The sequence below is a fragment of the Cryobacterium sp. TMB3-10 genome, assembly GCF_004402305.1.
Taxonomy (GTDB): domain Bacteria; phylum Actinomycetota; class Actinomycetes; order Actinomycetales; family Microbacteriaceae; genus Cryobacterium; species Cryobacterium zongtaii.
Genome location: NZ_SOGH01000020.1, coordinates 313,125 through 335,830, shown reverse-complemented (window position 1 = coordinate 335,830; position 22,706 = coordinate 313,125). Strand labels below are relative to the sequence as shown.

Here is a 22,706-nt window from a genome sequence, read left to right as displayed (position 1 = left end):
CCTGGTGCTCCCGGTTCCGCCGACATGCACCACACAGCAGAATCTACGAATGAGCCGCTCAGACAAGACAGTGTCAGCCCACCAGGGGCCCGCCGCATCCACCGAGCGCATCGAAGACGTCGATGTGTCGACGGAGATGCAGGGGTCGTTCCTCGAGTACGCCTATTCGGTGATCTACTCCCGAGCTCTCCCGGACGCCAGGGACGGCCTCAAGCCTGTGCAGCGCCGCATCCTGTACCAGATGAGCGAGATGGGCCTGCGGCCCGACCGCGGGCACGTGAAGTCGGCGCGCGTCGTCGGCGAGGTGATGGGCAAGCTGCACCCGCACGGCGACACCGCCATTTACGACGCCATGGTGCGGATGGCCCAGGCCTTCACCCTGCGGGTGCCGCTCATCGACGGGCACGGCAACTTCGGTTCGCTCGACGACGGGCCCGCTGCGCCCCGGTACACCGAGGCGCGCCTGGCGGCACCGGCACTGGCCATGACCGAACACCTCGATGAAGATGTCGTCGACTTTGTGCCCAACTACGACAATCAGCTCACCCAGCCCGACGTGCTGCCGGCGGCGTACCCCAACCTGCTCGTGAACGGGGCCAGCGGCATCGCGGTGGGCATGGCCACCAATATGGCCCCGCACAACCTCGTCGAGGTCATCGGTGCCGCCCGGCACCTGCTCGCCCACCCGCGTGCGACCCTCGACGAGCTCATGGAGTTCGTGCCGGGCCCTGACCTGCCCACCGGCGGCACCATCGTTGGCCTGGCCGGCATCAGGGATGCCTACCTGACCGGGCGTGGCAGCTTCAAGACCAGGGCCAAGGTGTCGGTTGAGGCGATCACCGCCCGCAAGGCCGGGCTCGTCGTCAGTGAGCTGCCCTACCTGGTCGGACCCGAACGGGTGATCGAGAAGATCAAGGACGGCGTCAACTCCAAGAAGCTCAGCGGCATCTCCGACGTCACCGACCTCACCGACCGCACCAAGGGTCTGCGCCTGGTGATCGGGATCAAGACCGGTTTCAGCCCGGAGGCCGTGCTCGAGCAGTTGTACAGGGTGACCCCGCTGGAGGACTCCTTCAACATCAACGCCGTCGCTCTCGTCGACGGCGGTCCGCAGACGCTGGGCCTGGTCGAACTGCTGCAGGTGTACGTCAACCACCGCGTCGAGGTCGTCACCCGGCGTTCCGCGTACAGGCTGGCCCGACGCCGCGAACGCCTGCACCTGGTCGAGGGACTGCTCATCGCGATCCTCGACATCGACGAGGTCATCCAGGTGATTCGCGCCAGCGACGACACCGAGCAGGCCCGTACCCGGCTCATCGACGTGTTCGACCTCAGCCAGCTGCAGGCGGAGTACATCCTCGAGTTGCGGCTGCGCCGGCTCACCAGGTTCTCCCGCATCGAACTGGAAACAGAGCGAGACCAGCTGCTCGCCGAGATCAAGGAGTTGGAAGCCCTGCTCGCCAGCAAGCAGGCCATCCGCACGCTGGTCTCCGACGAGCTGGCCACCATCTCCGACAGGTTCGGCACCCCGCGACGCACGCTCCTCACCGAGGCGCGTCCGAGCATCGCCGGAGCCTCAGCGCGGAAGACGGCCGTGCTCGAGGTTTCAGACTCCCCCACCCGCGTCTATCTGAGCAGCACGGGCCGCATCGCCAGGGTGGACCTGCCGCAGCCCGGCGACGACCAGATCGAACGCATCACTCCGGCGCACCGCCGCAGCAAGCACGACGCTGTCCTCTCGGCGCTGGACACCACCAGCCGTTCGGAGATCGGTGCCGTGACCAATCGCGGCCGACTCATCCGCTTCTCCCCCGTCGACCTGCCCGTTCTGCCACCCACCTCGATCCAGTTGGCGGCCGGTGTGCGGGTGCGCGACTACCTCTCGCTGGGCAGCGGCGGTGAGGTGGTCCGTGCCCTGGTCTCTCTGGACAGCGAACGTGCCATCGCGCTCGGCACCCGGCAGGGCATCGTCAAGCGGGTCACCCCGAACGACTGGGCGAACAAGCCCGACTTCGAGATCATCGCGCTCAAGCCCGGAGACGAGGTCGTCGGCGCCGTCCAGGGTGCGGAGGACGACGAGCTGGTCTTCGTCGCCTCCGATGCCCAGCTGTTGCGGTTCCCCGCATCGACGGTGCGCCCGCAGGGCCGGACGGCCGGCGGGATGGCGGGCATCAAGCTGGGCCCGGACGCCCGGGTGGTGTTCTTCACGAGCCTGGCGGGCGACGCCGCCGAGGACGCCGTGGTGGCGACGATCGCCTCCGGAAGCCAGACCTTGCCGGGAACGGATCCAGGTAGCGCCAAGGTGTCGGCCTTCACCGAATTCCCCGCCAAGGGCCGAGCCACCGGTGGGGTGCGCTCGCACCGCTTCCTCAAGGGCGAAGACGCCCTGGCTGTGGCCTGGGTGGGCGCGGCACCCGCCCGCGCGCTGGGCGTCGAGGGCTCTCCCCGGACCCTGCCGGACACCGGGGCGCGACGCGATGCTTCCGGAACCATGTTGGATGCCGTCGTCGGCTCGATCGGTTCGGGTATCGGCTGACGGGCTGTCCGACCGCCGTTCGTTTCCTGACCGCGTTTCAGCCACGGTCGGGGCGCCCGCAGTAGGGTGAAACATGCCCGAACTCCACGGTTCCACAATCCTCGTCGTCGGCGCCACGGGCGGACTCGGCCGGGAGATCGCCCGGCAACTGTCCGACGCCGGAGCAAACCTTGTGCTCAGCGCCCGTGACCCCGCCGCCATCGCCGAACTCGGACTGCCCGGCACTGTCATCCCCGCAGACCTCACCGATCCCGCCGCCGTCCGGCGCCTCGTCGACGTGGCGGTCTCGGTGACCGGCCACCTCGACGGGATCGTGGTCGCCGCGGGTGTCGTCGCCTTCGGCCCCGCTGCTGAGTTGACCGGAGACACCATCGCCCGGCTCTTCGCCGTGAACACCACCGCGCCCATGCTGCTGCTGCAGGCCGCCCACGGGCCGCTCTCGGCCTCGGCCGCCGCCGGCCGCACACCGTTCTTCCTCACCCTCAGCGGGGTGGTCAGTGAGAGCCCGACCGCCAATCTCGCGGCATACTCGGCGTCCAAGGCCGCCCTGGCCGCCTTCGGCACCGCGGCCGGCCGGGAACTGCGGGGGGCGGGCATCCGGGTCATCGACGCGCGGCCCGGGCACACCGAGACGGCGCTGTCCAGCCACCCGATCAGCGGCACGGCGCCGCCCTTGCCCGTCGGCCTTGACCCCGTGGCCGTGTGCGCCCGAATCGTTCGGGGCCTCGCGGACGGCGACCGGGATCTGCCCAGCACCGTCTTCGCCGCCGCCGCGCCACGCTGACCGCCGCCCGCGACGCGACCAGTCTCACGCCCGCAACTGTTGCCCATTCGGACTTCTGCGTCCGGCACACCGGACGCAGAAGTCCGCTTCGGGAACAGTCGGGCCCGGTCAGACGTCGATGCGGTCGCGGCTGAGCTTGTCGGAGCTTTCGATGATGAACTCCTTGCGCGGGGCGACGTCGTTGCCCATCAGCAGTTCGAACACCTTTCCGGCCATTTCGGCGTCGGCGACCCTGACCCGGCGCAGAGTGCGGTGGGCCCGTTCCATCGTGGTGGTGGCCAACTGGTCGGCATCCATTTCGCCCAGCCCCTTGTACCGCTGGATGGGATCCTGAAAGCGTTTGCCGCTCTTCTTGAGCGCGGCGAGGACACCCTGCAGCTCTGCTTCGGAATAGGTGTAGATGGTCTCGTTGGGTTTGCTACCCGGGTTCATCACCACGACCCTGTGCAACGGGGGCACCGCCGCGAAGATCCGGCCGGCTTCGATCATCGGGCGCATGTACCTGAAGAACAGGGTGAGCAGCAACGTACGGATGTGCGCACCGTCGACGTCGGCATCCGCCATGATGATGACCTTGCCGTAGCGGGCGGCGGACAGGTCGAAGCTGCGGCCGGACCCGGCGCCGATGACCTGGATGATCGAGGCGCACTCCAGGTTGGAGAGCATGTCGGAGACCGACGCCTTCTGCACATTGAGGATCTTGCCCCTGATAGGCAGCAGCGCCTGATGTTCGCTGTCTCTGGCCAACTTCGCGGTGCCGAGTGCCGAGTCACCCTCGACGATGAACAGCTCACTCAGGGCCACATCGTTACTGCGGCAGTCCACCAGCTTCGCCGGCAACGAGGAGCTTTCCAGGGCGTTCTTGCGCCGCTGGGTCTCCTTGTGGGCGCGGGCGGAGATGCGGGATTTCATCTCGGCCACGATCTTGTCGAGCACCACTGCCGATTGGGTCTTGTCGTCGCGCTTGGTCGAGGTGAACCGTTCGGTCATGGTCTTGTTGATCACCGCGGCCACGATGGCGCGCACCGCGGGGGTGCCGAGCACCTCCTTGGTCTGGCCCTCGAACTGCGGCTCTGGCAGCCGTACGGTGAGCACCGCGGTGAGCCCGGCGAGGATGTCGTCCTTCTCGAGCTTGTCGGAGCCGACCTTGAGCCGCCGGGCGTTCTGCTCGACCTGCGCCCGCAGGAACTTGAGCATGCCCGCGTCGAAACCCGCCTGGTGGGTGCCGCCCTTGGGCGTGGAGATGATGTTGACGAAGCTCTTGATGACGGTGTCGTAACCCGTGCCCCAACGCAGGGCAATGTCGACCTGGCACTCCCGGACGAGCTCAGTGGGGATCATCGCGCCCGTGTCGGTGAGGACCGGCACGGTTTCGGTGAAGCTCCCGGCGCCGGTCAGCCGCCAGGTGTCGGTGATCGGCGTGTCGACGGCGAGGTGGTCCACGAACTCGGAGATACCGCCGGCGAAGGTGAACGACTCCGCGATGGGCACGGCGCTCCGCCGGTCGTCGATGTTGATGGTCAGGCCCGGGATCAGGAACGCCGTCTGGCGGGCCCGGCCCATCAGGTCCTCGGTCTGGAAGGTGGCGCCCTTGGTGAAGATCTGCCGGTCGGCCCAATAGCGAATGCGGGTGCCGGTGACACCCTTGCGAACCTTGCCGACCACGCGCAGTTCGCTCTTGTTCTCGAACGGCGTGAACGGCGCATCCGGGCTCTTCTCACCGGTGTCGGCGAAGACACCGGGCTCGCCGCGGTGAAAGGACATCGCCCAGGTCTTGCCGTCGCGGTCAACCTCGACGTCGAGGCGCTCGGACAGGGCGTTCACGACCGATGCGCCGACACCGTGCAGGCCGCCGGACGCCGCGTAGGAACCGCTGCCGAACTTGCCGCCGGCGTGCAGCTTGGTGAAGACGACCTCAACCCCGGAGAGTCCGGTCTTCGGTTCGATGTCGACCGGGATTCCGCGCGCCGTGTCGCTGACCTCGACGCTTTCATCGGGATGCAGCACGATGCCGATCGATGACCCGTGCCCGCTGAGCGCCTCGTCGACCGAGTTGTCGATGATTTCCCAGAGGCAGTGCATGAGCCCACGGGAGTCGGTCGATCCGATGTACATGCCGGGGCGTTTGCGCACCGCGTCCAGGCCTTCGAGGACCGAGAGGTGGCGGGCGGAATAGTCAGAACTCACAACTGTTAAGAATAGCGACCCGGATGCGTGCAGCCTCGTTCGACACTCGAGCGGGGCTCCCCCGAGCCGGGTCCACCGCGCGGAAGGCTACGCGGTGAGCGAAATGTCACCCAACTGTGGCCCAATCCACGCCCGGCCGTGTTTACATGGTGAGTAAGGATTCAATTGGTATCACCTGGTATCAGTCTGGAGGAGGAGAATATGTCCCAGATCGCCACCGAAAATGGTGCCGTCGACCAACAGGGCGCCCCCCACCAGCTCACCGCGGCCGACCGCTGCGACGCTTGTGGCGCTCAGGCCTACATCCGTGTAGTCGTGAATAACAGCGAGTTGCTCTTCTGCGCCCACCACGGACGCAAGCACCAGGAGAAGCTCGCCGCAATCGCCGAAAGCTGGCACGACGAGTCGAGCCGACTCTTCGAGGACCAGAAGTCCTAATCACCGGTCGGCGCCGCAGGCAACTGCGGCGCCGACGGCGCTTGACCGGAGTTACTCCGAGGTGAGGCTGAGCCGCACTGCAACCTGGTTGCGTGCGGCTTTTGCTATGCCGTCGACCGATTCGGTCTGAGCGGTCGGGGTCAGGGTGAGGCCTCTGGCAGCGGCGGCAGTTCCGAGCATCCGGTCGGCGAGCTGCGGATTGCGGGCCAGGACCGGGCCGTGCAGGTGAGTGCCGATGAAGCTGCCGTCGACGGCGCCCTCCGTGCCGTCGCCGTTGCCGGTGCCGTAGTCCAAGGTGCCCAGCGGGGCCGCGGCTCCGGCGTACCCGCGCAGATGGTTTTCGAAGCCGAGGAGGCGCAGACCGTCGGCGTCGACGACGAGGTCGTCGGTGACGCGGGCCGGCAGGGCGCCCGCGCGCCCCGGCACCAGGCCGAGACCGTCGACCGACGAGCCGTCCGCCAGGTTGAGCCCGGCGCTGAGCAGCTCCCAGCCGGTACCGACGGCCAGCACGGGCACTCCCCCGGTCAGCCAGGCACGCAGTGGCTCTGCCAGGGTACTGAGGGCGTCGCGAGCGGCGACGAGGTCGGTGTCGGTTCCCGATCCGATGACGACGAGGTCGACGGTCTCGGGAAGGTCGGCGACGGCGTGCACGGGCACTATCCGGGCCGACAGTCCGGCCCAGCGGGCGCGCTGCGCGAGAACCCGCGCGTTCGCGGCGTCGCCGTTGGTGTCCAGAAGCCGCGGGAGCAGGCTCACGATGGTGAGATCGGCCGGGTGGTCAACTGTCATGACGGGTCCGCTTCGTTGGTTTCCAGGCCGAGGTGCGCCCGGGTGCGCCGCATCGAATCGGCCGAGAAGATGATCGTCTTGACACCGTGGGCGGGTTCCGGTAGCGCCAGGAAGTCGTCGAGGGCCCGGCCGAGGTCGGGTTCGATGCGGTCGACGAGCACGCCGTCATAGGCCAATTGCAGGCCGATGTCGTAGGCCTTCGACCCCGAGGCGATAAGCACGTGGCCGAGGGCGGAGGTGTCGGCCGGCCAGAGGTAGGACGGGTCGCGCACGTCGGAGCCGACGGCGACGAGGATCTGTTCGGTGTCGGGGTCCAGGCTGTCCACGTTGAGCTGCAGGCTGGCGGGGTTCTGCACCAGCACGAATTCCACAGTGGTGCCGCGCACCGATACGATCTCGCCGCGGCCGAACACCGGGGGGATGCTGGAAATCGCGGCGACCGCCACAGCGGCATCGAACCTGTCGAGCAGGGCCGACCGGGCGGCGGCAAGGGCCGTGAGCGCGTCCACCGCGTAGTGGGTGCCTCTGGCCGGCAACCGCAGCGTGTGCACCCGTCCGTCGACCAGCACCGTCGCGTCGAGTCCGGAGACCGCGGTCAGAACCATGCCGTCGGCGGCGTCAAGCCGGGTCGGTGCGGTGAGGGTATAGCCCAAACCCCGCGGGTTCGCCGCAAGCACCTCGTCGGCCACGCCGTAGCGGGCCACGGCGACGCCGGGGGCAATACCATCGCCCAGCCGGGACAGGTGGAGGTCGTCGGCGTTCAGCACGACGGAGCCGGTGGCCCGTGCGGCGATCTTGGCCAGCATCGCGGCGACCATGTCGGAGTCGTGGAAACGGTCGATCTGATCGACCATCACGTTGGTCAGCACGACGACGCGGGGGTTCAGGGAGCCCGAGATCAGGGCGCCGTGGCCCTCGTCCATTTCGAGGACCGCGATGTCGCCCTCAATGCGGCCGGTCAGGCTGACCCGTTCCAACAGTGCCGAGGTGAGACCCTGGCTGATGTTCGCCGTCGACTGGTTGGTGAAGACAGAGAGGCCGTGGGCGCGCAGCGCCGCAACAAGCATCTTGGTGGTCGTGGACTTGCCGGCCGAGCCCGTCACGATGACGAGCCCGCCCGGAAAACCGTTCAGGGTGCGCGGCAGGAACCCGGGCGCGATGGTGTTGACGACCAGGCCGGGGACGGCAGAGCCGCCACCGGGCTTGCGCCAGCGCGCGAGGGTGCGCGCGACTCTGCCGAGCAGGATCGCCGGCGCGTACCGTACAGCCAACTCTTTACTCGAGGTAGTCGCGCAGCGACTGCGACCGGGACGGGTGGCGCAGCTTGGCCATGGTCTTGGACTCGATCTGACGAATCCGCTCACGCGTGACGCCGAAGGTGTCGCCGATCTGGTCGAGGGTCTTCGGCATGCCGTCGCCCAGGCCGAAGCGCATCCGGATGACGCCGGCTTCGCGTTCGGAGAGGGAGTCGAGCAGGCTTTCCAGCTGCTTCTGCAGCATCGTGAAGCCCACGGCATCGGCGGGAACCACCGCTTCAGTGTCCTCGATCAGGTCGCCGAACTCGCTGTCGCCGTCCTCGCCGAGCGGGGTGTGCAGGGAGATCGGCTCGCGGCCGTACTTCTGCACCTCGACGACCTTTTCCGGGGTCATGTCGAGCTCGCGGCTCAGTTCCTCCGGCGTGGGTTCGCGACCGAGGTCCTGCAGCATCTGGCGCTGCACACGGGCGAGCTTGTTGATGACCTCGACCATGTGCACCGGGATACGGATGGTGCGGGCCTGGTCGGCCATGGCGCGCGTGATGGCCTGGCGGATCCACCAGGTCGCATAGGTGGAGAACTTGAAGCCCTTGGTGTAGTCGAACTTCTCGACCGCACGGATGAGGCCCAGGTTGCCCTCCTGGATCAGGTCCAGGAACTGCATTCCACGACCGGTGTACCGCTTGGCCAGGGAGACGACCAGACGCAGGTTGGCGCCGAGCAGGTGACTCTTCGCGCGGGCGCCGTCCTTGGCGACCCACTGCAATTCGCGTCCGAGCGCGCTCTTCTTCTCGGCGTCGGTCATCTGGGAAAGTTTGTCTTCGGCGAACAGGCCCGCCTCGATGCGCATGGCCAGTTCGACTTCTTCGGCGGCGTTGAGCAGCGCGACCTTGCCGATCTGCTTCAGGTAGTCCTTGACCGGGTCCGCCGTCGCGCCGGTGATGGCGCTCGAGTAGACCGGTACCTCATCCTCGTCGTCGACGAGGGACAGCACGAGCGCACCGCTGGGCAGCGGCTCGGCAGGGGCGACGCGCTTGGCAGCGCCGTCGGTGGTGTCGTCATCATCGGTGTCGTGCTCGTCACCGGGAGCGACGGCCTCGTCGTCGCCGGCTTCGGCATCGCCGGCCTTCTTCTTCCCCACTGGCGCCTTGGTCTTCGTGCTCGCGGCGCGCTTGCGTGGTGCGGCCTTCTCGGGGGCGTCGGCACCGGCCGCGGCGGCGGCGGCGGCCTTGGCGGCGGCCGTGGCTGCGCGCGTCGCAGCGGCCTTCTGTGCGGGCGTCTTGGCCGCGGTGACGGTTGCGTCGTCGGCCGGCTGGGTCTCGGTGGTCTTCAATTCGGGCTCTGTCTTCGTTGGGGTTGCCATTCGAACACCTCTCATGCCGTGATTCGTGCGCGTGCGGCGCGGCCTCGCTCGTTGCGGTACTCGGCGCGGGCCGGGTTCATCTGAGAGCGGGGTTATGGGCAGTACGTTTGTGGGCCGTACGTTTTTGGGCAGTACTAGGACCCATGTCAAGTCCCCGGGATTGCAGCCGACAACTGATCGGCGCGTCCAGGAACCAGAACGGGTCCTATTGACAATTATTGCACGGATTGTGTATAAACCGAGCCACGCGCTCTCACTCTCCGCGCCCGCGGCGTCTCATTCTTCTAGAGAGTTCAACCCAGAGCGGCGCCACTTCTATTCCCTCATCGCGGGACAGCAGTCGCCTGGTGCGTTTCCGGGTCCTCACGAGCATGACCACACCGATGCCGACGATCAGGAACTGCACGGTGAACGCGAAACGGAACGAGTCCAGCGAGTAGAGATCGCTGACGCCACCCTGGGCCTGACGCCACCCGTCCTGCAGGTCCAACAGCACCCCGATCAGGAACATCATCACGAAACTGGCCAGGAACCCGCCGACGTTGACGACCCCGTTGGCGGAGCCGAGGCTGCGTTGCGGATTGAACGTGCGCGCGAAGTCGAAGCCGATCAGCGAGCCGGGGCCGCCGCCGCCCAACACGATCAGCAGGAGGACGATGAGCCAGAACGGCGGCGCCACCGGCCACAGCAGGACGACCGCCCAGGTCGCTGCCATGACGGTCACGATGCCCAGCACTATATTGCTGCGACGCAGCGGATGCCGGGCCGTCAGCACGCCGAGAATCGGTCCGCAGATCATCCCGGCGGCGACCGGGATGGTGAGCATCGCGGCGGCCATGCTCGACTCGTAGCCGAGACCGTAGACCATGAACGGGAAGCCCCACAGGAGGGTGAAGACCGTCCCGGAGGACTGGGTGACGAAATGGGACCAGAAGCCGAGTTGGGTTCCCGGTCGGCCGAGACTGTGCCGCAATTGGGTCAGGGCGCTCCCCCAGCTCTGCGGTCGCGGTTGGTCCGGCGACCCGGCCGGCCGGTCGCGGACACCCACGACGACGACCACGAAGGCAACGAACGCGACCAGGGTGGCGCCCAGGAACGCCGGCGTCCAACCGAACTCGTGCAAGACCCAGGCCAGCGGCACTGCGGAGAGCACCTGGCCGAGCTGGCCGATGTTGCCGAACCATTGCGACAATTGGGGCACGATACGCCCGGAGAACCAGGAGGTGATCAGCCTGATCACCGAGATGAAGATTGCGGCGTCGCCGGCCCCCACCAGCATCCGCCCCGCCACCGCGAGAGTGATCGACGGGGCGAAAGCAAGCGTCAGCTGCCCCGCCACCATCAGGACGGTCCCGGCGAGCATGAGGACGCGGGGGCCGAACCTATCGATCAGCACGCCGACCGGGATCTGCGCGGCGGCGTAGACGATCAGCTGCACCACGGCGAGGCTGGACAGGACGGCGGCCGAGCCGCCGAATCGTTCGGTTGCCGACACTCCCGCGATGCCGAGCGAGGTGCGCTGCATCACGGCGGACAGGTAGACGAACGATCCGAAGGAAAAGATCAACCAGGATCGACGAGAGTTCACTCGCCTCAATCTAGCCGGGCGAGCCGGTCCTCCCGACCATCGCCGTCCACCGGGTGGGCATCGGGTCAGGGCTGCTGGCCGTCGTCCCGCCCACGCCGGGTCGCGAGGAATTTCTCCAGCTCCGCCGCGATTTCATCCGCGGACGGCAGCGCGCCGTCCTCGTCTGTCAACGGCGACCGCAGAGTGTTGCCCTCCATGTAGGCGTCGTAGCGCTCTTCGAGGGTGCCGACGAGCTTGGCGAGTTCGGGGTTCTCCCCCACCTGCTCGTCGATCCGGCCGATGAACTCGCGGTTCTTTTCCCGCAGCCGATCGGTGGGGAAGATCAGCCCGGTGGACGCGCTCGTGCTCTCCAGGGCAGAGAGGGCGGCGGACGGGTATTCGGTGTCGGCAAGGTAGTGCGGGATCAGCAGGACGTATCCGATGGTCCAGGCCCCGATTTCCTGCAATCTGAATTCCACCAGGTGCAGCGCGTTGGCCGGCACCTGGGTGTGCGGACGCCACACCGACATGCTCTCGATCAGGTCGGTGCGATTGCCGCTGACCGTCACACCGATGGGTCGAGTGTGCGGGACCGGCATCGGGATGGCGTGCACCCACGTGGTGGAGGACACCCTGAAGCGGCTCACGAGATCGAGCACCGCGGCCGTGAACTGCTCCCACCGAAAGTCAGGTTCGAAGCCGGCCAGGAGCAGGAACGGCTGGCCGATCTCATCCCGGGCCAGGTAGAGCCGGAGCCGGGGTGGTTGGTAGTCGGTCAGGTGATCCTGATCGAAGTAGATGATCGGTCGCCGCGCCCGGTAGTCGAGCAGCAGGTCCGCGTCGAACTCGGCGATGACCTCATGCTCGAGGGTCGCGAGCAGATATTCGGTGAACTGGGAGACCGCGCCGCCGGCGTCCGCGAATCCGGTCAGGCCCGCGACGAGATGCAACCCTTCTGGAACGCCTGCGGCGTCCGAAGTGAGCGTATAGATTTCATCAGGATCGCGCATCCATTAACTCTAAGCGGACGATTCGCCCACTGTCGGAGAATCGCTCCTCACACCGTGGTGCCCAGAGCGAACACTCCGCCCCGTAGCATCGAGGCATGACCGTTTCCCGCGTTTCCGTGTCCGCACAGCCCTCCATCGAATCCACAGCCGACGTGATCGTCATCGGTGCCGTGCAGGGAAAGGACGGGCCTACCCTGTTCGCCGACCCGGGCTTCGAGGAGATCGCCGCGCAATTCGCCGCTGTCGCCGTGTCCGGAACAAAGGATCAGTTGATTCGTCTCGCGCCAGTCGTCGGGGCCGCGAAGACCATCGCCGTGATCGGGCTCGGCTCCGTTGTCACACCGGAGTCGCTGCGTTACGCGGCCGGCTCGGCGGTGCGCCAGCTCACCGGCGCCGCCACGGTGGCGTTCGCCCTCCCGCTGGCCGACGCTGACCAGGCCGCAGCCGTTCTGGAGGGTGCAGCGCTCGGCGGTTACTCCTTCACGACCTATCGCAAGGCGTCTTTGGCCGCCACCAAGCTTCCGGCCACCGACATCACCGTGCACACGGATCAGGCCGATGAGGACGCATCCGACCGTGCCGGAATCGTGGCCGATGCCGTGAGCCTGGTGAAGGACCTCGTGAACATGCCGCCGCTCGACCTCTATCCCGAATCGCTCGCAGACCTCGCCGCTGCGGCCGCTGAGGGCCTTCCCGTGACGTTGACGGTGTGGGACGAAGACCAGCTCGTCGCCGACGGCTTCGGCGGTATCGCCGGAGTGGGCCAGGGGTCGACCCGGCCTCCGCGACTGGTCAAGGTCAGTTACGACCCGATCGAGGCGACCCAGCACCTCGCGCTGGTGGGTAAGGGGATCACCTTCGACACCGGCGGACTGTCCTTGAAGCCGCCGGCATCCATGGTGGGCATGAAGTACGACATGACCGGCGCCGCCACCGTGCTGGCCGTGACGCTGGCCGCGGCCCGCCTGCGCTTGCCCGTGCGACTCACGGCGTGGCTGTGTATCGCCGAGAACATGCCGTCCGGGTCCGCGATCCGCCCCAACGACGTGCTGACCATGCGCGGCGGCCGCACCGTCGAAGTGCTCAACACCGACGCTGAAGGCCGGCTGGTCCTCGCGGACGGACTCGTCGCTGCGGGTGAAGAGCGCCCCGACGCGATCATCGACGTCGCAACCCTGACCGGCGCCGCCATCGTGGCCCTCGGCACCCGCTACTCCGCGGTGCTGGGCAACGACGACCTCGTGGCCCAGGTTCTCGCCGCGAGCAAGGCCGAGGGTGAACTCGCCTGGCCGATGCCGATGCCCGAAGAACTGCGCGCCCTGCTCAACTCCGACGTCGCAGACATCGCGAACGCCAAGATCGGCAACACCGGCGGCGGGATGCTCCTGGCCGCGGTTTTCCTGAACGAGTTCATCGGCAGCACAGGCGAGGGCGCCGAGACCACCACCATTCCGTGGGCGCACCTGGACATCGCTGGCAGCGCCCAGCTTGTCGGCGGCGGGCTCGGCTTCACCGCCCCCGGTCCGACCGGTGTGACGGTGCGGACCCTGTTGCGACTGGCCGAGGAGTTTTCGCGCAAGTAGTAAGGTCTTATAGGCAGGAAAATCCTTGCCGTTCAACGCCTACCCACGCACAACACGTGCGTCGGGCGGGCCGTGAAAGTGTATGTGATGCACGAGGGAGTATCTGGGTGTCTGAACAGAATTTTGACCTTGTAGTTCTCGGTGGCGGCAGCGGCGGCTACGCGGCCGCCTTGCGTGCCGTTCAGCTGGGCCTGACCGTCGGCCTGATTGAGAAGGACAAGCTCGGTGGCACCTGCCTGCACGTCGGTTGTATCCCGACCAAGGCACTGCTGCACTCGGCCGAGGTTGCCGACGTGAGCCGCGAGTCGGCCAAGTACGGGGTGAACACCTCCTTCGAGGGCATCGACATCGACGCCGTGACCAAGTTCCGCGAGGGCATCGTCGCCAGCAAGTTCCGTGGTCTGCAGGGACTGATCAAGGCCCGCGGCATCACCGTCATCGCCGGCGAGGGCAAGCTCATCTCCCCCACGACCGTTCAGGTCGGCGAAGACACCATCGTCGGCAAGAACGTTGTGCTGGCCACCGGCTCGTACTCCCGGTCGCTGCCCGGCCTGGCCATCGAAGGTCGCGTCATCACCAGCGAGCAGGCCCTCGAGCTCAACTACGTTCCCAAGAAGGTCGCCGTGCTCGGCGGCGGCGTGATCGGCGTCGAGTTCGCCAGCGTCTGGAAGTCCTTCGGCGCCGACGTCACGATCATCGAGGCCCTTCCGCACCTCGCTCCCAACGAAGAGGAGTCGGTGTCGAAGCAGCTCGAGCGGGCGTTCCGCAAGCGCGGCATCGAATTCTCCCTCGGCGTGCGTTTCCAGTCGGTCACGCAGGATGACTCCGGCGTCGTCGTCACGCTGGAGAACGGCACCACGATTGAGGCCGAGCTGCTGCTCGTCGCCGTCGGTCGCGGCCCGTCGACCGCTGGTCTCGGATTCGAAGAGGCCGGCATCACCATGGACCGCGGCTTCGTCATCACCGACGAACGCCTCGCCACCAACATCCCCGGCGTCTACGCGGTCGGCGACATCGTCCCCGGCCTGCAGCTCGCGCACCGCGGTTTCCAGCAGGGCATCTTCGTCGCCGAAGAGATCGCGGGCCTGTCCCCGATCGTCGTCGACGACCTGAACATCCCCAAGGTCACCTACTGCGACCCCGAGATCGCATCGGTCGGTTACACCGAGGCCAAGGCCGTCGCCAAGTTCGGCGCCGACAAGGTCACCAGCTACGAGTACAGCCTCGGCGGCAACGGCAAGAGCTCGATCCTGGGCACCACCGGGTCGATCAAGGTCGTCCGTGAGGCTGATGGCCCCATCATCGGCATCCACATGATCGGCGCCCGCGTGGGCGAGCTGATCGGCGAAGGTCAGCTCATCGTCAACTGGGAGGCCTACCCTGAGGACCTCGCGCCGCTGCTGCACGCGCACCCCACCCAGAACGAAGCACTCGGCGAGGCCTTCCTGGCCCTGGCCGGCAAGCCTTTGCACGCGATGTAGCCCGTTTCGGCACACAGATTCTCACTAACATTGGTCAGACATTAATGGTTTCAAAGGAGACAAACGCATGAGCGAATCCGTCAACCTCCCGGCACTCGGTGAGAGTGTCACAGAGGGTACGGTCACCCGCTGGCTCAAGAACGTGGGAGACCGCGTCGAAGTCGACGAACCGCTGCTCGAAGTATCGACCGACAAGGTCGACACGGAGATCCCATCCCCCGTTGCCGGCATCATCGAAGCCATCCTTGTCCAGGAGGACGAGACCGTCGAGGTCGGCACCCCGCTGGTGACCATCGGCGACGGCTCTGCTGCGGCCGAAGCACCGGTCGCAGAGACGCCCGCCGCAGAGGCGCCCGCCGCTGAGGCGCCCGTCGCCGAGGTTCCCTCGACCGAGGCACCGGCGCCCGCCGAGGCGCCTGCCGCCGTTGCACCGCCGGCCCCGGCCGCCGTGGAGCCACCGCCCGCCGCACCCGCACCGGTCGCTGCTGCACCCGCAGCCCCGGCACCCGTGGCGGCAGCACCCGCCCCCGCACCGGCGGCCCCGGCACCGGTAGCAGCAGCACCCGCCGCCGCCCCGGCAGCATCCGCTGCCGAGCCGACCCGTGGCGCCCACGCCGGCACCAGCGGTTACGTCACGCCCATCGTCCGCAAGCTCGCGAACGAGGCCGGCGTCGACCTGTCCACCATCACCGGCACCGGTGTCGGCGGACGCATCCGCAAGCAGGACATCGTCTCCGCCTCCGCCACGGCTGCGCCCGCGACTCCGGCCGCCGCCGAGGTCGAGGTGTCTCCGCTGCGCGGAACCACCGTGCCGATGTCGCGCCTGCGCAAGGTCGTCGCCGAGCGCGCTGTAGCGTCGATGCAGCAGACGGCCCAGCTCACCACTGTCGTGGAGGTTGACGTCACCCGTGTCGCCATGCTCCGCGACAAGGTCAAGGTCTCCTTCCACGAGAAGACCGGCAACAAGCTGTCCTTCCTGCCGTTCTTCGCCCTGGCCGCGGCCGAGGCACTGAAGGCGAACCCGATCATCAACGCGACCGTCGACGGCACGTCGATCGTGTACCCGGGCCAGGAGAACATGAGCATCGCCGTGGACACCGAACGCGGACTGCTGACTCCCGTCATCCGCGACGCCGGTGACCTCGATCTGGCCGGTTTCGCCGCCCAGATCGCTGACCTGGCTGCCCGCACCCGCGACAACAAGCTCAAGCCCGACGAGCTGTCCGGTGGCACGTTCACCCTCACCAACACGGGTTCACGCGGCGCTTTGTTCGACACCCCGGTGGTCTTCCTCCCGCAGAGCGCCATTCTCGGCACCGGCGTTGTCTACAAGAAGCCCGTCGTCGTGACCGACAAGGGTCTGGACTCCATTGCGATTCGTTCGACGGTGTTCCTGGCGCTGTCCTACGACCACCGCATCATCGATGGAGCGGACGCCTCGCGCTTCCTCACCACCATGAAGGCACGTCTGGAAGCCGGCGCATTCGAGGCCAACCTCGGAATCTAGTGTCACAGACCCGCCAGACGGGTCAGTAGTCGAAGAGTTCGCGTAACCGCCAGCCGGCCTCGCCCTTGATCACCAGGGCTGAGGCCGGTTGTGTGTTCGCGGGACCGCCGGCCGCCGGCGTCAGAACAATCAGCGCGGCGTTGCCGCGGCGCTCCTGCACGGTGGCCGTGAAACCCGCAGCAGTGCGGTCGGCGCTCGGTTCCATCTGAAGTGCCCGATACGAGTCGGCGGCCATGGCCACGGAACCGGCCTGGTCGACACTTTCCAGACACAGCACCGACGCCTCCGCCAAACACCCCTCGCGCAGCTCGAGCAGGACCAGGGTCGCCGCCGCCGGATCGTCGGACACGAGAGTCGCTGCGGATCCGTCGGCGCCTGCCGGCCCGTCGTCTCCCGGCCCCGCGGTCGCTTCGGCACCCGGTGACGAGGACCGCGTCGCGGGCGCCGACAGGTCGCCGGCGTCCCCGGCGACCACCGGGGACTCGGCTGGGGACAGCGCCGCAAGGCCTCCGGCGGCCAGCGCCACCGCGAGGCAGACACCGACGATGACCGGCCGTGCTCGACTCCGGTTCCGCCGCAGCGCCTGCAGCCACCGAGCGCCCACCCGCGACCGAGCATTCACGATTCGCAGCCCTGACCGGCATCCGGCCAGCCCACGCCGCACCTGCCGCTCCAACCGTCCTGTCGGCTTCGCCGCGCTTCCACGCTCTGCACCCGCCAGTCGCCCGCCGGCTCGGATGGCCGGCTCACGCGCCCCGGCCGGGCGGGCCGGTCTGGTCAGTCGGCTCGACGGTGCGGCCAGGCCGTGGGTATCCTCCGGTCCCTCGGGATCTGCCGGCACGGTGCCCGGTACCGCACCCCGGACGGCTGTCGCTGCCGCCCAGTCGAACAGAACGGATTCCACGCCGGACAAATCCGGCGGGACGGGTCGCGCCGTGGCCGCGGCTTCGAACTCGGCCACGACCGACTCCGCCGTCGCCGCCTCCGGAGCCTGAGGGTCCAGGTGGTCCCGGATGGATCTCACACAGCCCGCCAGGCGCACGAGGTCGTCCCGCCGCCGCGCGACACCGGCTCCCCCGGCGGGCAGATCCTCCAGCGCGCCCAGCCCGAGAAGCACCGGTCGGCCACAGCCGTCGAACCGTACGCAGGCAGGTCCGATCATGGAGTGGCTGAATCCGGCGTCGTGCAGCGCCTGCAGTGCTGCCGTGATCGTCGCGGCAATGGTCACGACCTCACCGGCACCGAGGGTGCCCCGCTCGGCCAGCAGCCGGTCCAACGACGAACCGGTCAGGCGGTCCAGCACGAGGCAGAGCCGGCCGTCGGGTGCCGTCGCCACGTCCCGCAACGGCGCGAGCATCGCCGGCGGCACTGTGAGCATGGCTCGCACCTGCCGGTCGAGCGCCGGCCTGTCAGCCTCCGGCCCGAACACCTTCAGTGCCACATTCAGGGCCTGGCCCTGCTCTCCGGGCGCCCGGCCGAGGTAGATGATCGAACGGCTCCCCGTGCCGATCCGGCGTATCAGCCGGAACCCGGCCAGGGTCTCCTCTCGGGCGGGAATCTGCCTGTGCTCCATCACTCCACCGTGCCGTTCGGACCGGCGGCCCCCTCCCCTCGGTGGGAATCTGGCGGAAACTCGAGCGGTGCTCAGGCTGGGGAGGAGACCCCCTAGACTTACCGCATGCTCGACTTTGTCGTCGCGGGGCTAAGCGCCAACTCCGTGCCGTATTTCGAGGGCCTTGAGCTCCAGCGCGCCGTCCATCGCACGGTGGTATCCGGTCAACGACCGAACACCGTCCTGCTCCTCGAACACCCCGCCGTGTACACGGCCGGCAAACGCACCCAGCCGGAGGACCGTCCCACCGACGGCACGCCGGTCGTGGACGTCGACCGCGGCGGCCGGATCACCTGGCACGGGCCCGGTCAGCTGATCGGCTACCCGATCCTGCGCCTGCCCGAACCTCTCGACGTGGTCGGCTACGTGCGTCTGCTCGAGGACATCCTCATCGACGCGCTGGCCGATTTCGGGATCGACGGCAGACGGGTTCCCGGACGCAGCGGTGTCTGGGTCGGGCCCGCCGGGGCCGAGGACAAGATCGCCGCCATCGGCATCCGGGTCGCCGACGGTGTGACCATGCACGGGTTCGCCCTCAACTGCAACAACTCGCTCGAACCGTACGACCGTATTGTCGCCTGCGGCATCGTCGATGCGGGCGTCACCACCATGTCTAAGGTACTCGGCCGAGACGTCAGCACCGAGGACGTCGTCGACTCCATCACAACCCGTTTCCGCAGCCGGCTGGCGGTGTCCGTATGACCGCCGCGCCCGACGGACGCCGGATGCTGCGACTGGAAATCCGCAACGCCGAGACGCCCATCGAGCGGAAGCCCGACTGGATCAAGACTCGCGCCAGGATGGGCCCCGAATACCGCCACCTGCAGGATCTGGTGAAGAGCGAGAACCTGCACACGGTGTGCCAGGAGGCCGCCTGCCCGAACATCTACGAGTGCTGGGAAGACCGCGAGGCCACCTTCCTGATCGGCGGCTCCCAGTGCACCAGGCGCTGCGACTTCTGTCAGATCGACACGGGCAAGCCCGCAGACTACGACACCGACGAGCCGCGCCGAGTCGCCGAGTCGGTGGTGGCGATGAACCTGCGTTACGCGACGGTGACCGGGGTCGCCCGCGACGACCTGCCCGATGAGGGCGCCTGGCTCTACGCCGAGACGATCCGGCAGATCCACCTCCAAAGCCCGGGGACCGGGGTCGAGATCCTCGTCCCCGATTTCACGGGCAACCCAATCCACCTGGCCGAGGTGTTCTCTGCCAGCCCTGAGGTCTTCGCGCACAACGTCGAGACGGTCCCGCGGATCTTCAAACGCATTCGTCCCGCCTTCCGTTATGACAGGTCCCTCGACGTGCTCAGCCAGGGGCGGGCCGCGGGACTGATCACCAAGTCGAACCTGATTCTCGGCATGGGCGAGGAACGCGCCGAGGTGTCCCAAGCGCTGCAGGACCTGCACGATGCCGGGACCGACATCATCACCATCACGCAGTACCTGCGGCCGAGCCCCCGGCACCTGCCGGTGGCCAGGTGGGTGCGACCGGAGGAGTTCGTTGACCTCAAGGCCGAAGCGGAGCAGATCGGTTTCCTCGGCGTGCTCGCCGGACCGTTGGTGCGTTCCTCCTACCGGGCCGGTCGGCTCTGGGCACAGTCGATGACGGCCACCGGACGCCCGGTGCCCGCCCACCTGCAGCACCTCGCCGACGCGACCGTGGCCTTCAGCCAGGCCGTTTGACCCTAAATCCGTTCCGCGGATATCGACCGACTGGGTAGTCTTAGAACCATGGCACGAAGCAAGGACAAGAGTCCCCGCACCCCCAAAGAACCTGGCCGCTTGAAGCAAATGTGGCAGGTCTTCCAGATGACCCGGCGCTACGACTCGAACATCGTTCTGTTCATGATCTTGGGTTTCCTGATCCCTGTTGTTGTCGGCTTGGCCCTTGCGCTGCTGCTGACCCCCGACAACGGTTTCACCATCGCCCTCTGGATCGTCGCCGGCGTGCTCGCCGGCGTCCTGGCGATGCTGATCATCCTGGGTCGGCGTGCAGAGAAGGCCGCGTACTCGCAGATCGAGGGCCAGCCCGGCGCCGTCGGCGCGGTTCTGCGCAGTTCGTTGAAGCGCGGCTGGGTGGGGAGCGAAATGCCCGTCGCCGTCAACGGTAAGACCCAGGACGCCATCTATCGCGCCGTCGGCCGCGGTGGAGTTGTGCTCATCAGCGAGGGACCGCGCACCCGCACCGCCCGCATGTTGGACGAGGAAAAGCGTTCGGTGGCCAAGGTCGGCGGCAACGTCGCGGTCACCGTCATCACCGTGGGCCCAGACGCCGACGCCGTTCCGCTGCACAAGCTCGCCCGGCGGCTGACCAAGATCAAGCCGACCCTGACCAAGGCCGAAGTGCTGGCGGTCAACAACCGCCTCAACTCCATGACCAAGAAACTGCCGATTCCCAAGGGTGTCGACCCCACCAAGGCCCGTCCGCAGCGCGGCAACTAGCCACACGCATCCACCAGAACACCGAAGGGCACGGGGTCAACCCCGTGCCCTTCTCTGCGTGCCGGAGACTAGCGCCTGATCAGGACGGTGCCGGCGATCTTGTCGTGGAAGCCCCGCTGGTCCGAGTCCCAGACCAGGGCGGGAACGGCCAGACCCAGCAGCACCGACCGGACGATCGGGCGCCACAGGCCCGCACGGCCTCCGGTGAGGGCGATCACACGCAGGCCGAGCAGGCGGTGGCCGACGCTCCCCCCGAACACGGCGACTTGCAGGGCTTGGAGGCCCACGAAGACCATCAGGACCACGAAGCCGTCATAGTTGAGCCAGGTGTACCCCCAGATCAGGCAGGTCAGGGCCACGGCGACGGCCCAGTCGATGGCCAGCGCCGCGATGCGCCTGCCGACCCGCCCCACGGAATGCGGTCCGGTCCGAGGCAGGCCGAGTCGCTCCCCCGGCCAGGTGCTGGGCGGTAACTGCCCGAAGGTGGTGGGTCTTGACGGCGTCGAATTCACCCGATCAGTGTACCGACCGAGCCCTCTGTAACATGGAGGAAACATAAGCGTCATTCTTAAGTAACCCGTCCGTAATAGTGTCGGGGAAGCCGCAGTGTGCGACATTTCTAGTCACCCACGCCTACGTCGTTTGGAGTCAACCCGCATGTTCCGCGATTCGTCCGAAGTCCTCTCGTTCATCAAGGACACCGATGTCAAGTTCCTTGACCTCCGTTTTACCGACCTGCCGGGTGTGCAGCAGCACTTCAACATCCCCGCGTCGACCGTTGACGAGGACTTCTTCACCGTCGGCCAGATGTTCGACGGCTCGTCGATCCGCGGTTTCGCGTCGATCCACGAATCCGACATGCAGCTCATCCCCGACGTCACCAGCGCGTACATCGACGCGTTCCGCGCCGAACGCACCCTGATCATGCTCTTCGACATCTACAACCCCCGCAACGGCGAGATCTACTCCAAGGACCCCCGCCAGGTGGCCAAGAAGGCCGAGAAGTACCTCGCCTCCACCGGCATCGGCGACACCGCGTACTTCGGCTCAGAGGCCGAGTTCTACATCTTCGACGACGTGCGCTACGAGGTCAACCAGCACACCAGCTTCTACTCCGTCGACTCCAGCGAGGGTGCCTGGAACTCCGGCCGCAAGGAAGAGGGCGGCAACCTCGCCAACAAGACCCCGTTCAAGGGCGGCTACTTCCCGGTCAGCCCGGTCGACCAGCACGCCGACATGCGCGACGACATCTGCCTCAAGCTGATGGACGCCGGCCTCATCCTCGAGCGCAGCCACCACGAGGTGGGCACCGGCGGCCAGGGCGAGATCAACTACAAGTTCGACACCATGGTGCACGCGGCCGACGACCTGCTGAAGTTCAAGTACATCGTCAAGAACACCGCGCACGAGTGGGGCAAGACCGCCACGTTCATGCCCAAGCCGCTGTTCGGCGACAACGGCTCCGGCATGCACACCCACCAGTCCCTCTGGGCCGACGGCAAGCCGCTGTTCTACGACGAGGCCGGCTACGGCGGCCTGTCCGACGTTGCACGCTGGTACATCGGTGGCCTGCTCAAGCACGCCCCGGCTGTGCTCGCCTTCACCAACCCGACGGTCAACTCGTACCACCGCCTGGTTCCGGGCTTCGAAGCTCCGGTCAACCTGGTCTACTCGGCCGGTAACCGCTCGGCCTCGATCCGTATCCCGATCACCGGCACCAACCCCAAGGCCAAGCGCCTCGAGTTCCGCGCCCCCGATGCCTCCGGCAACCCGTACCTCGCCTTCGCCGCCCAGCTGATGGCCGGCCTCGACGGGATCAAGAACCGCATCGAGCCGCACGAGCCCGTCGACAAGGACCTCTACGAGCTGCCGCCGGAAGAAGCGAAGAACATCCCGCAGGTTCCCGCATCGCTGGAAGAGGCCCTGCAGGCGCTGGAGGCCGACCATGACTTCCTGCTCGCCGGCAACGTCTTCACCCCCGAGCTGATCGAGACCTGGATCGACTACAAGCGCGAGAAGGAAATCAAGCCCCTCGCGCAGCGCCCGCACCCGTTCGAGTTCGAACTGTACTACGGGGTCTAATCTCCCCAACGCACGACGAAGGGGCCGCAACCGTCAGGTTGCGGCCCCTTCGTCGTCGACGGTGTCG

At 67.4% G+C, this 22,706-nt stretch carries 18 protein-coding genes; 10 read left to right on the top strand and 8 right to left on the bottom strand.

Features of this window, described 5'->3' with window-relative positions; genetic code table 11:
• Nucleotides 1-49: 49 nt before the first annotated feature.
• Both E3T22_RS09665 and E3T22_RS09660 read left to right on the top strand, forming a co-directional pair.
• Nucleotides 50-2,536, top strand: coding sequence for a DNA topoisomerase (ATP-hydrolyzing) subunit A (locus tag E3T22_RS09665; RefSeq protein ID WP_088456173.1), 2,487 nt, complete (start codon nucleotides 50-52; stop codon nucleotides 2,534-2,536).
• 73 nt (nucleotides 2,537-2,609) lie between these two features.
• Nucleotides 2,610-3,320 carry an SDR family oxidoreductase gene (locus E3T22_RS09660; RefSeq protein ID WP_134480000.1) on the top strand — a complete coding sequence of 237 codons (711 nt, stop codon included), beginning with the start codon at nucleotides 2,610-2,612 and terminating at the stop codon, nucleotides 3,318-3,320.
• Nucleotides 3,321-3,428: 108 nt separating this feature from the next.
• Here the strand turns inward: E3T22_RS09660 and E3T22_RS09655 are convergent, their stop codons facing one another.
• The gene (locus E3T22_RS09655; protein WP_174776228.1) at nucleotides 3,429-5,507 is read right to left on the bottom strand and encodes a type IIA DNA topoisomerase subunit B; all 2,079 of its coding nucleotides are present in this window, start codon (nucleotides 5,505-5,507) and stop codon (nucleotides 3,429-3,431) included.
• A gap of 201 nt (nucleotides 5,508-5,708) precedes the next feature.
• Here E3T22_RS09655 and E3T22_RS09650 point away from each other — a divergent pair, with 201 nt between their 5' ends.
• Nucleotides 5,709-5,945, top strand: a complete 237-nt coding sequence (locus E3T22_RS09650; RefSeq protein WP_066595309.1) for a hypothetical protein — start codon at nucleotides 5,709-5,711, stop codon at nucleotides 5,943-5,945.
• 51 nt (nucleotides 5,946-5,996) lie between these two features.
• Here E3T22_RS09650 and E3T22_RS09645 read toward each other — a convergent pair whose 3' ends face one another.
• The 5 genes from E3T22_RS09645 to E3T22_RS09625 form a co-directional block, all read right to left on the bottom strand.
• On the bottom strand, nucleotides 5,997-6,734 hold the full coding sequence (locus E3T22_RS09645) for a type 1 glutamine amidotransferase (protein ID WP_134409010.1): 738 nt from the start codon (nucleotides 6,732-6,734) through the stop codon (nucleotides 5,997-5,999).
• Nucleotides 6,731-8,005 carry a MurT ligase domain-containing protein gene (locus tag E3T22_RS09640; RefSeq protein ID WP_134409009.1) on the bottom strand — a complete coding sequence of 425 codons (1,275 nt, stop codon included), beginning with the start codon at nucleotides 8,003-8,005 and terminating at the stop codon, nucleotides 6,731-6,733. The genes E3T22_RS09645 and E3T22_RS09640 overlap by 4 nt, the downstream gene beginning before the upstream one ends.
• A 4-nt stretch (nucleotides 8,006-8,009) precedes the next feature.
• Nucleotides 8,010-9,353: an RNA polymerase sigma factor gene (locus tag E3T22_RS09635; protein WP_134409008.1), complete on the bottom strand. Its 1,344-nt coding sequence runs from the start codon at nucleotides 9,351-9,353 to the stop codon at nucleotides 8,010-8,012.
• Nucleotides 9,354-9,606: 253 nt separating this feature from the next.
• Nucleotides 9,607-10,941: a nitrate/nitrite transporter gene (locus E3T22_RS09630; RefSeq protein WP_088456167.1), complete on the bottom strand. Its 1,335-nt coding sequence runs from the start codon at nucleotides 10,939-10,941 to the stop codon at nucleotides 9,607-9,609.
• 65 nt (nucleotides 10,942-11,006) lie between these two features.
• Complete coding sequence (locus tag E3T22_RS09625; protein ID WP_134409007.1) at nucleotides 11,007-11,930, bottom strand: proteasome assembly chaperone family protein; 924 nt, start codon at nucleotides 11,928-11,930, stop codon at nucleotides 11,007-11,009.
• Between the two features lie 95 nt (nucleotides 11,931-12,025).
• On the opposite strand from E3T22_RS09625, the gene E3T22_RS09620 reads away from it, so the two are divergent.
• The 3 genes from E3T22_RS09620 to sucB all read left to right on the top strand — a co-directional run bounded on the left by E3T22_RS09620 (nucleotide 12,026) and on the right by sucB (nucleotide 16,501).
• A complete protein-coding gene (locus E3T22_RS09620; RefSeq protein ID WP_088456165.1) occupies nucleotides 12,026-13,513 on the top strand; it encodes a leucyl aminopeptidase in 1,488 nt (495 codons plus the stop codon).
• Nucleotides 13,514-13,620: 107 nt separating this feature from the next.
• Entirely contained in the window at nucleotides 13,621-14,994 is a 1,374-nt protein-coding gene (gene lpdA, locus E3T22_RS09615) for a dihydrolipoyl dehydrogenase (RefSeq protein WP_103459770.1), read from the top strand.
• Nucleotides 14,995-15,061: 67 nt separating this feature from the next.
• On the top strand, nucleotides 15,062-16,501 hold the full coding sequence (gene sucB, locus E3T22_RS09610; protein WP_134479998.1) for a 2-oxoglutarate dehydrogenase, E2 component, dihydrolipoamide succinyltransferase: 1,440 nt from the start codon (nucleotides 15,062-15,064) through the stop codon (nucleotides 16,499-16,501).
• A gap of 22 nt (nucleotides 16,502-16,523) precedes the next feature.
• Here sucB and E3T22_RS09605 read toward each other — a convergent pair whose 3' ends face one another.
• A complete protein-coding gene (locus tag E3T22_RS09605) occupies nucleotides 16,524-18,074 on the bottom strand; it encodes a hypothetical protein (protein ID WP_134479997.1) in 1,551 nt (516 codons plus the stop codon).
• Between the two features lie 105 nt (nucleotides 18,075-18,179).
• Between E3T22_RS09605 and lipB the strand changes: the two genes are divergently transcribed.
• Genes lipB through E3T22_RS09590 form a run of 3 tightly spaced genes read left to right on the top strand, consistent with a single transcriptional unit; the run spans nucleotide 18,180 to nucleotide 20,557 of the window.
• Nucleotides 18,180-18,815 (top strand): lipoyl(octanoyl) transferase LipB, encoded by a 636-nt coding sequence (lipB, locus tag E3T22_RS09600; protein ID WP_134479995.1) that lies wholly within the window; start codon nucleotides 18,180-18,182, stop codon nucleotides 18,813-18,815.
• The gene (lipA, locus tag E3T22_RS09595; RefSeq protein WP_088456160.1) at nucleotides 18,812-19,798 is read left to right on the top strand and encodes a lipoyl synthase; all 987 of its coding nucleotides are present in this window, start codon (nucleotides 18,812-18,814) and stop codon (nucleotides 19,796-19,798) included. The genes lipB and lipA overlap by 4 nt, the downstream gene beginning before the upstream one ends.
• Before the next feature lie 48 nt (nucleotides 19,799-19,846).
• The gene (locus tag E3T22_RS09590; RefSeq protein ID WP_088456159.1) at nucleotides 19,847-20,557 is read left to right on the top strand and encodes a DUF4191 domain-containing protein; all 711 of its coding nucleotides are present in this window, start codon (nucleotides 19,847-19,849) and stop codon (nucleotides 20,555-20,557) included.
• A 68-nt stretch (nucleotides 20,558-20,625) separates the two neighbouring features.
• Here E3T22_RS09590 and E3T22_RS09585 read toward each other — a convergent pair whose 3' ends face one another.
• A complete protein-coding gene (locus E3T22_RS09585; protein WP_240632456.1) occupies nucleotides 20,626-21,069 on the bottom strand; it encodes an RDD family protein in 444 nt (147 codons plus the stop codon).
• Nucleotides 21,070-21,214: 145 nt separating this feature from the next.
• On the opposite strand from E3T22_RS09585, the gene glnA reads away from it, so the two are divergent.
• The gene (gene glnA, locus E3T22_RS09580; RefSeq protein ID WP_088456157.1) at nucleotides 21,215-22,639 is read left to right on the top strand and encodes a type I glutamate--ammonia ligase; all 1,425 of its coding nucleotides are present in this window, start codon (nucleotides 21,215-21,217) and stop codon (nucleotides 22,637-22,639) included.
• Nucleotides 22,640-22,706: the final 67 nt, after the last annotated feature.

What these genes read in the sequence shown, in the direction of transcription:
- E3T22_RS09665 (WP_088456173.1), top strand. Translation starts at nt 50, where the DNA reads ATGAGCCGCTCAGACAAGACAGTGTCAGCCCACCAGGGGCCCGCCGCA.
- E3T22_RS09660 (WP_134480000.1), top strand. Translation starts at nt 2,610, where the DNA reads ATGCCCGAACTCCACGGTTCCACAATCCTCGTCGTCGGCGCCACGGGC.
- E3T22_RS09650 (WP_066595309.1), top strand. Translation starts at nt 5,709, where the DNA reads ATGTCCCAGATCGCCACCGAAAATGGTGCCGTCGACCAACAGGGCGCC.
- E3T22_RS09645 (WP_134409010.1), bottom strand. Translation starts at nt 6,734, where the DNA reads ATGACAGTTGACCACCCGGCCGATCTCACCATCGTGAGCCTGCTCCCG.
- E3T22_RS09635 (WP_134409008.1), bottom strand. Translation starts at nt 9,353, where the DNA reads ATGGCAACCCCAACGAAGACAGAGCCCGAATTGAAGACCACCGAGACC.
- E3T22_RS09625 (WP_134409007.1), bottom strand. Translation starts at nt 11,930, where the DNA reads ATGCGCGATCCTGATGAAATCTATACGCTCACTTCGGACGCCGCAGGC.
- E3T22_RS09620 (WP_088456165.1), top strand. Translation starts at nt 12,026, where the DNA reads ATGACCGTTTCCCGCGTTTCCGTGTCCGCACAGCCCTCCATCGAATCC.
- sucB (WP_134479998.1), top strand. Translation starts at nt 15,062, where the DNA reads ATGAGCGAATCCGTCAACCTCCCGGCACTCGGTGAGAGTGTCACAGAG.
- E3T22_RS09605 (WP_134479997.1), bottom strand. Translation starts at nt 18,074, where the DNA reads ATGGAGCACAGGCAGATTCCCGCCCGAGAGGAGACCCTGGCCGGGTTC.
- lipB (WP_134479995.1), top strand. Translation starts at nt 18,180, where the DNA reads ATGCTCGACTTTGTCGTCGCGGGGCTAAGCGCCAACTCCGTGCCGTAT.
- lipA (WP_088456160.1), top strand. Translation starts at nt 18,812, where the DNA reads ATGACCGCCGCGCCCGACGGACGCCGGATGCTGCGACTGGAAATCCGC.
- E3T22_RS09590 (WP_088456159.1), top strand. Translation starts at nt 19,847, where the DNA reads ATGGCACGAAGCAAGGACAAGAGTCCCCGCACCCCCAAAGAACCTGGC.
- glnA (WP_088456157.1), top strand. Translation starts at nt 21,215, where the DNA reads ATGTTCCGCGATTCGTCCGAAGTCCTCTCGTTCATCAAGGACACCGAT.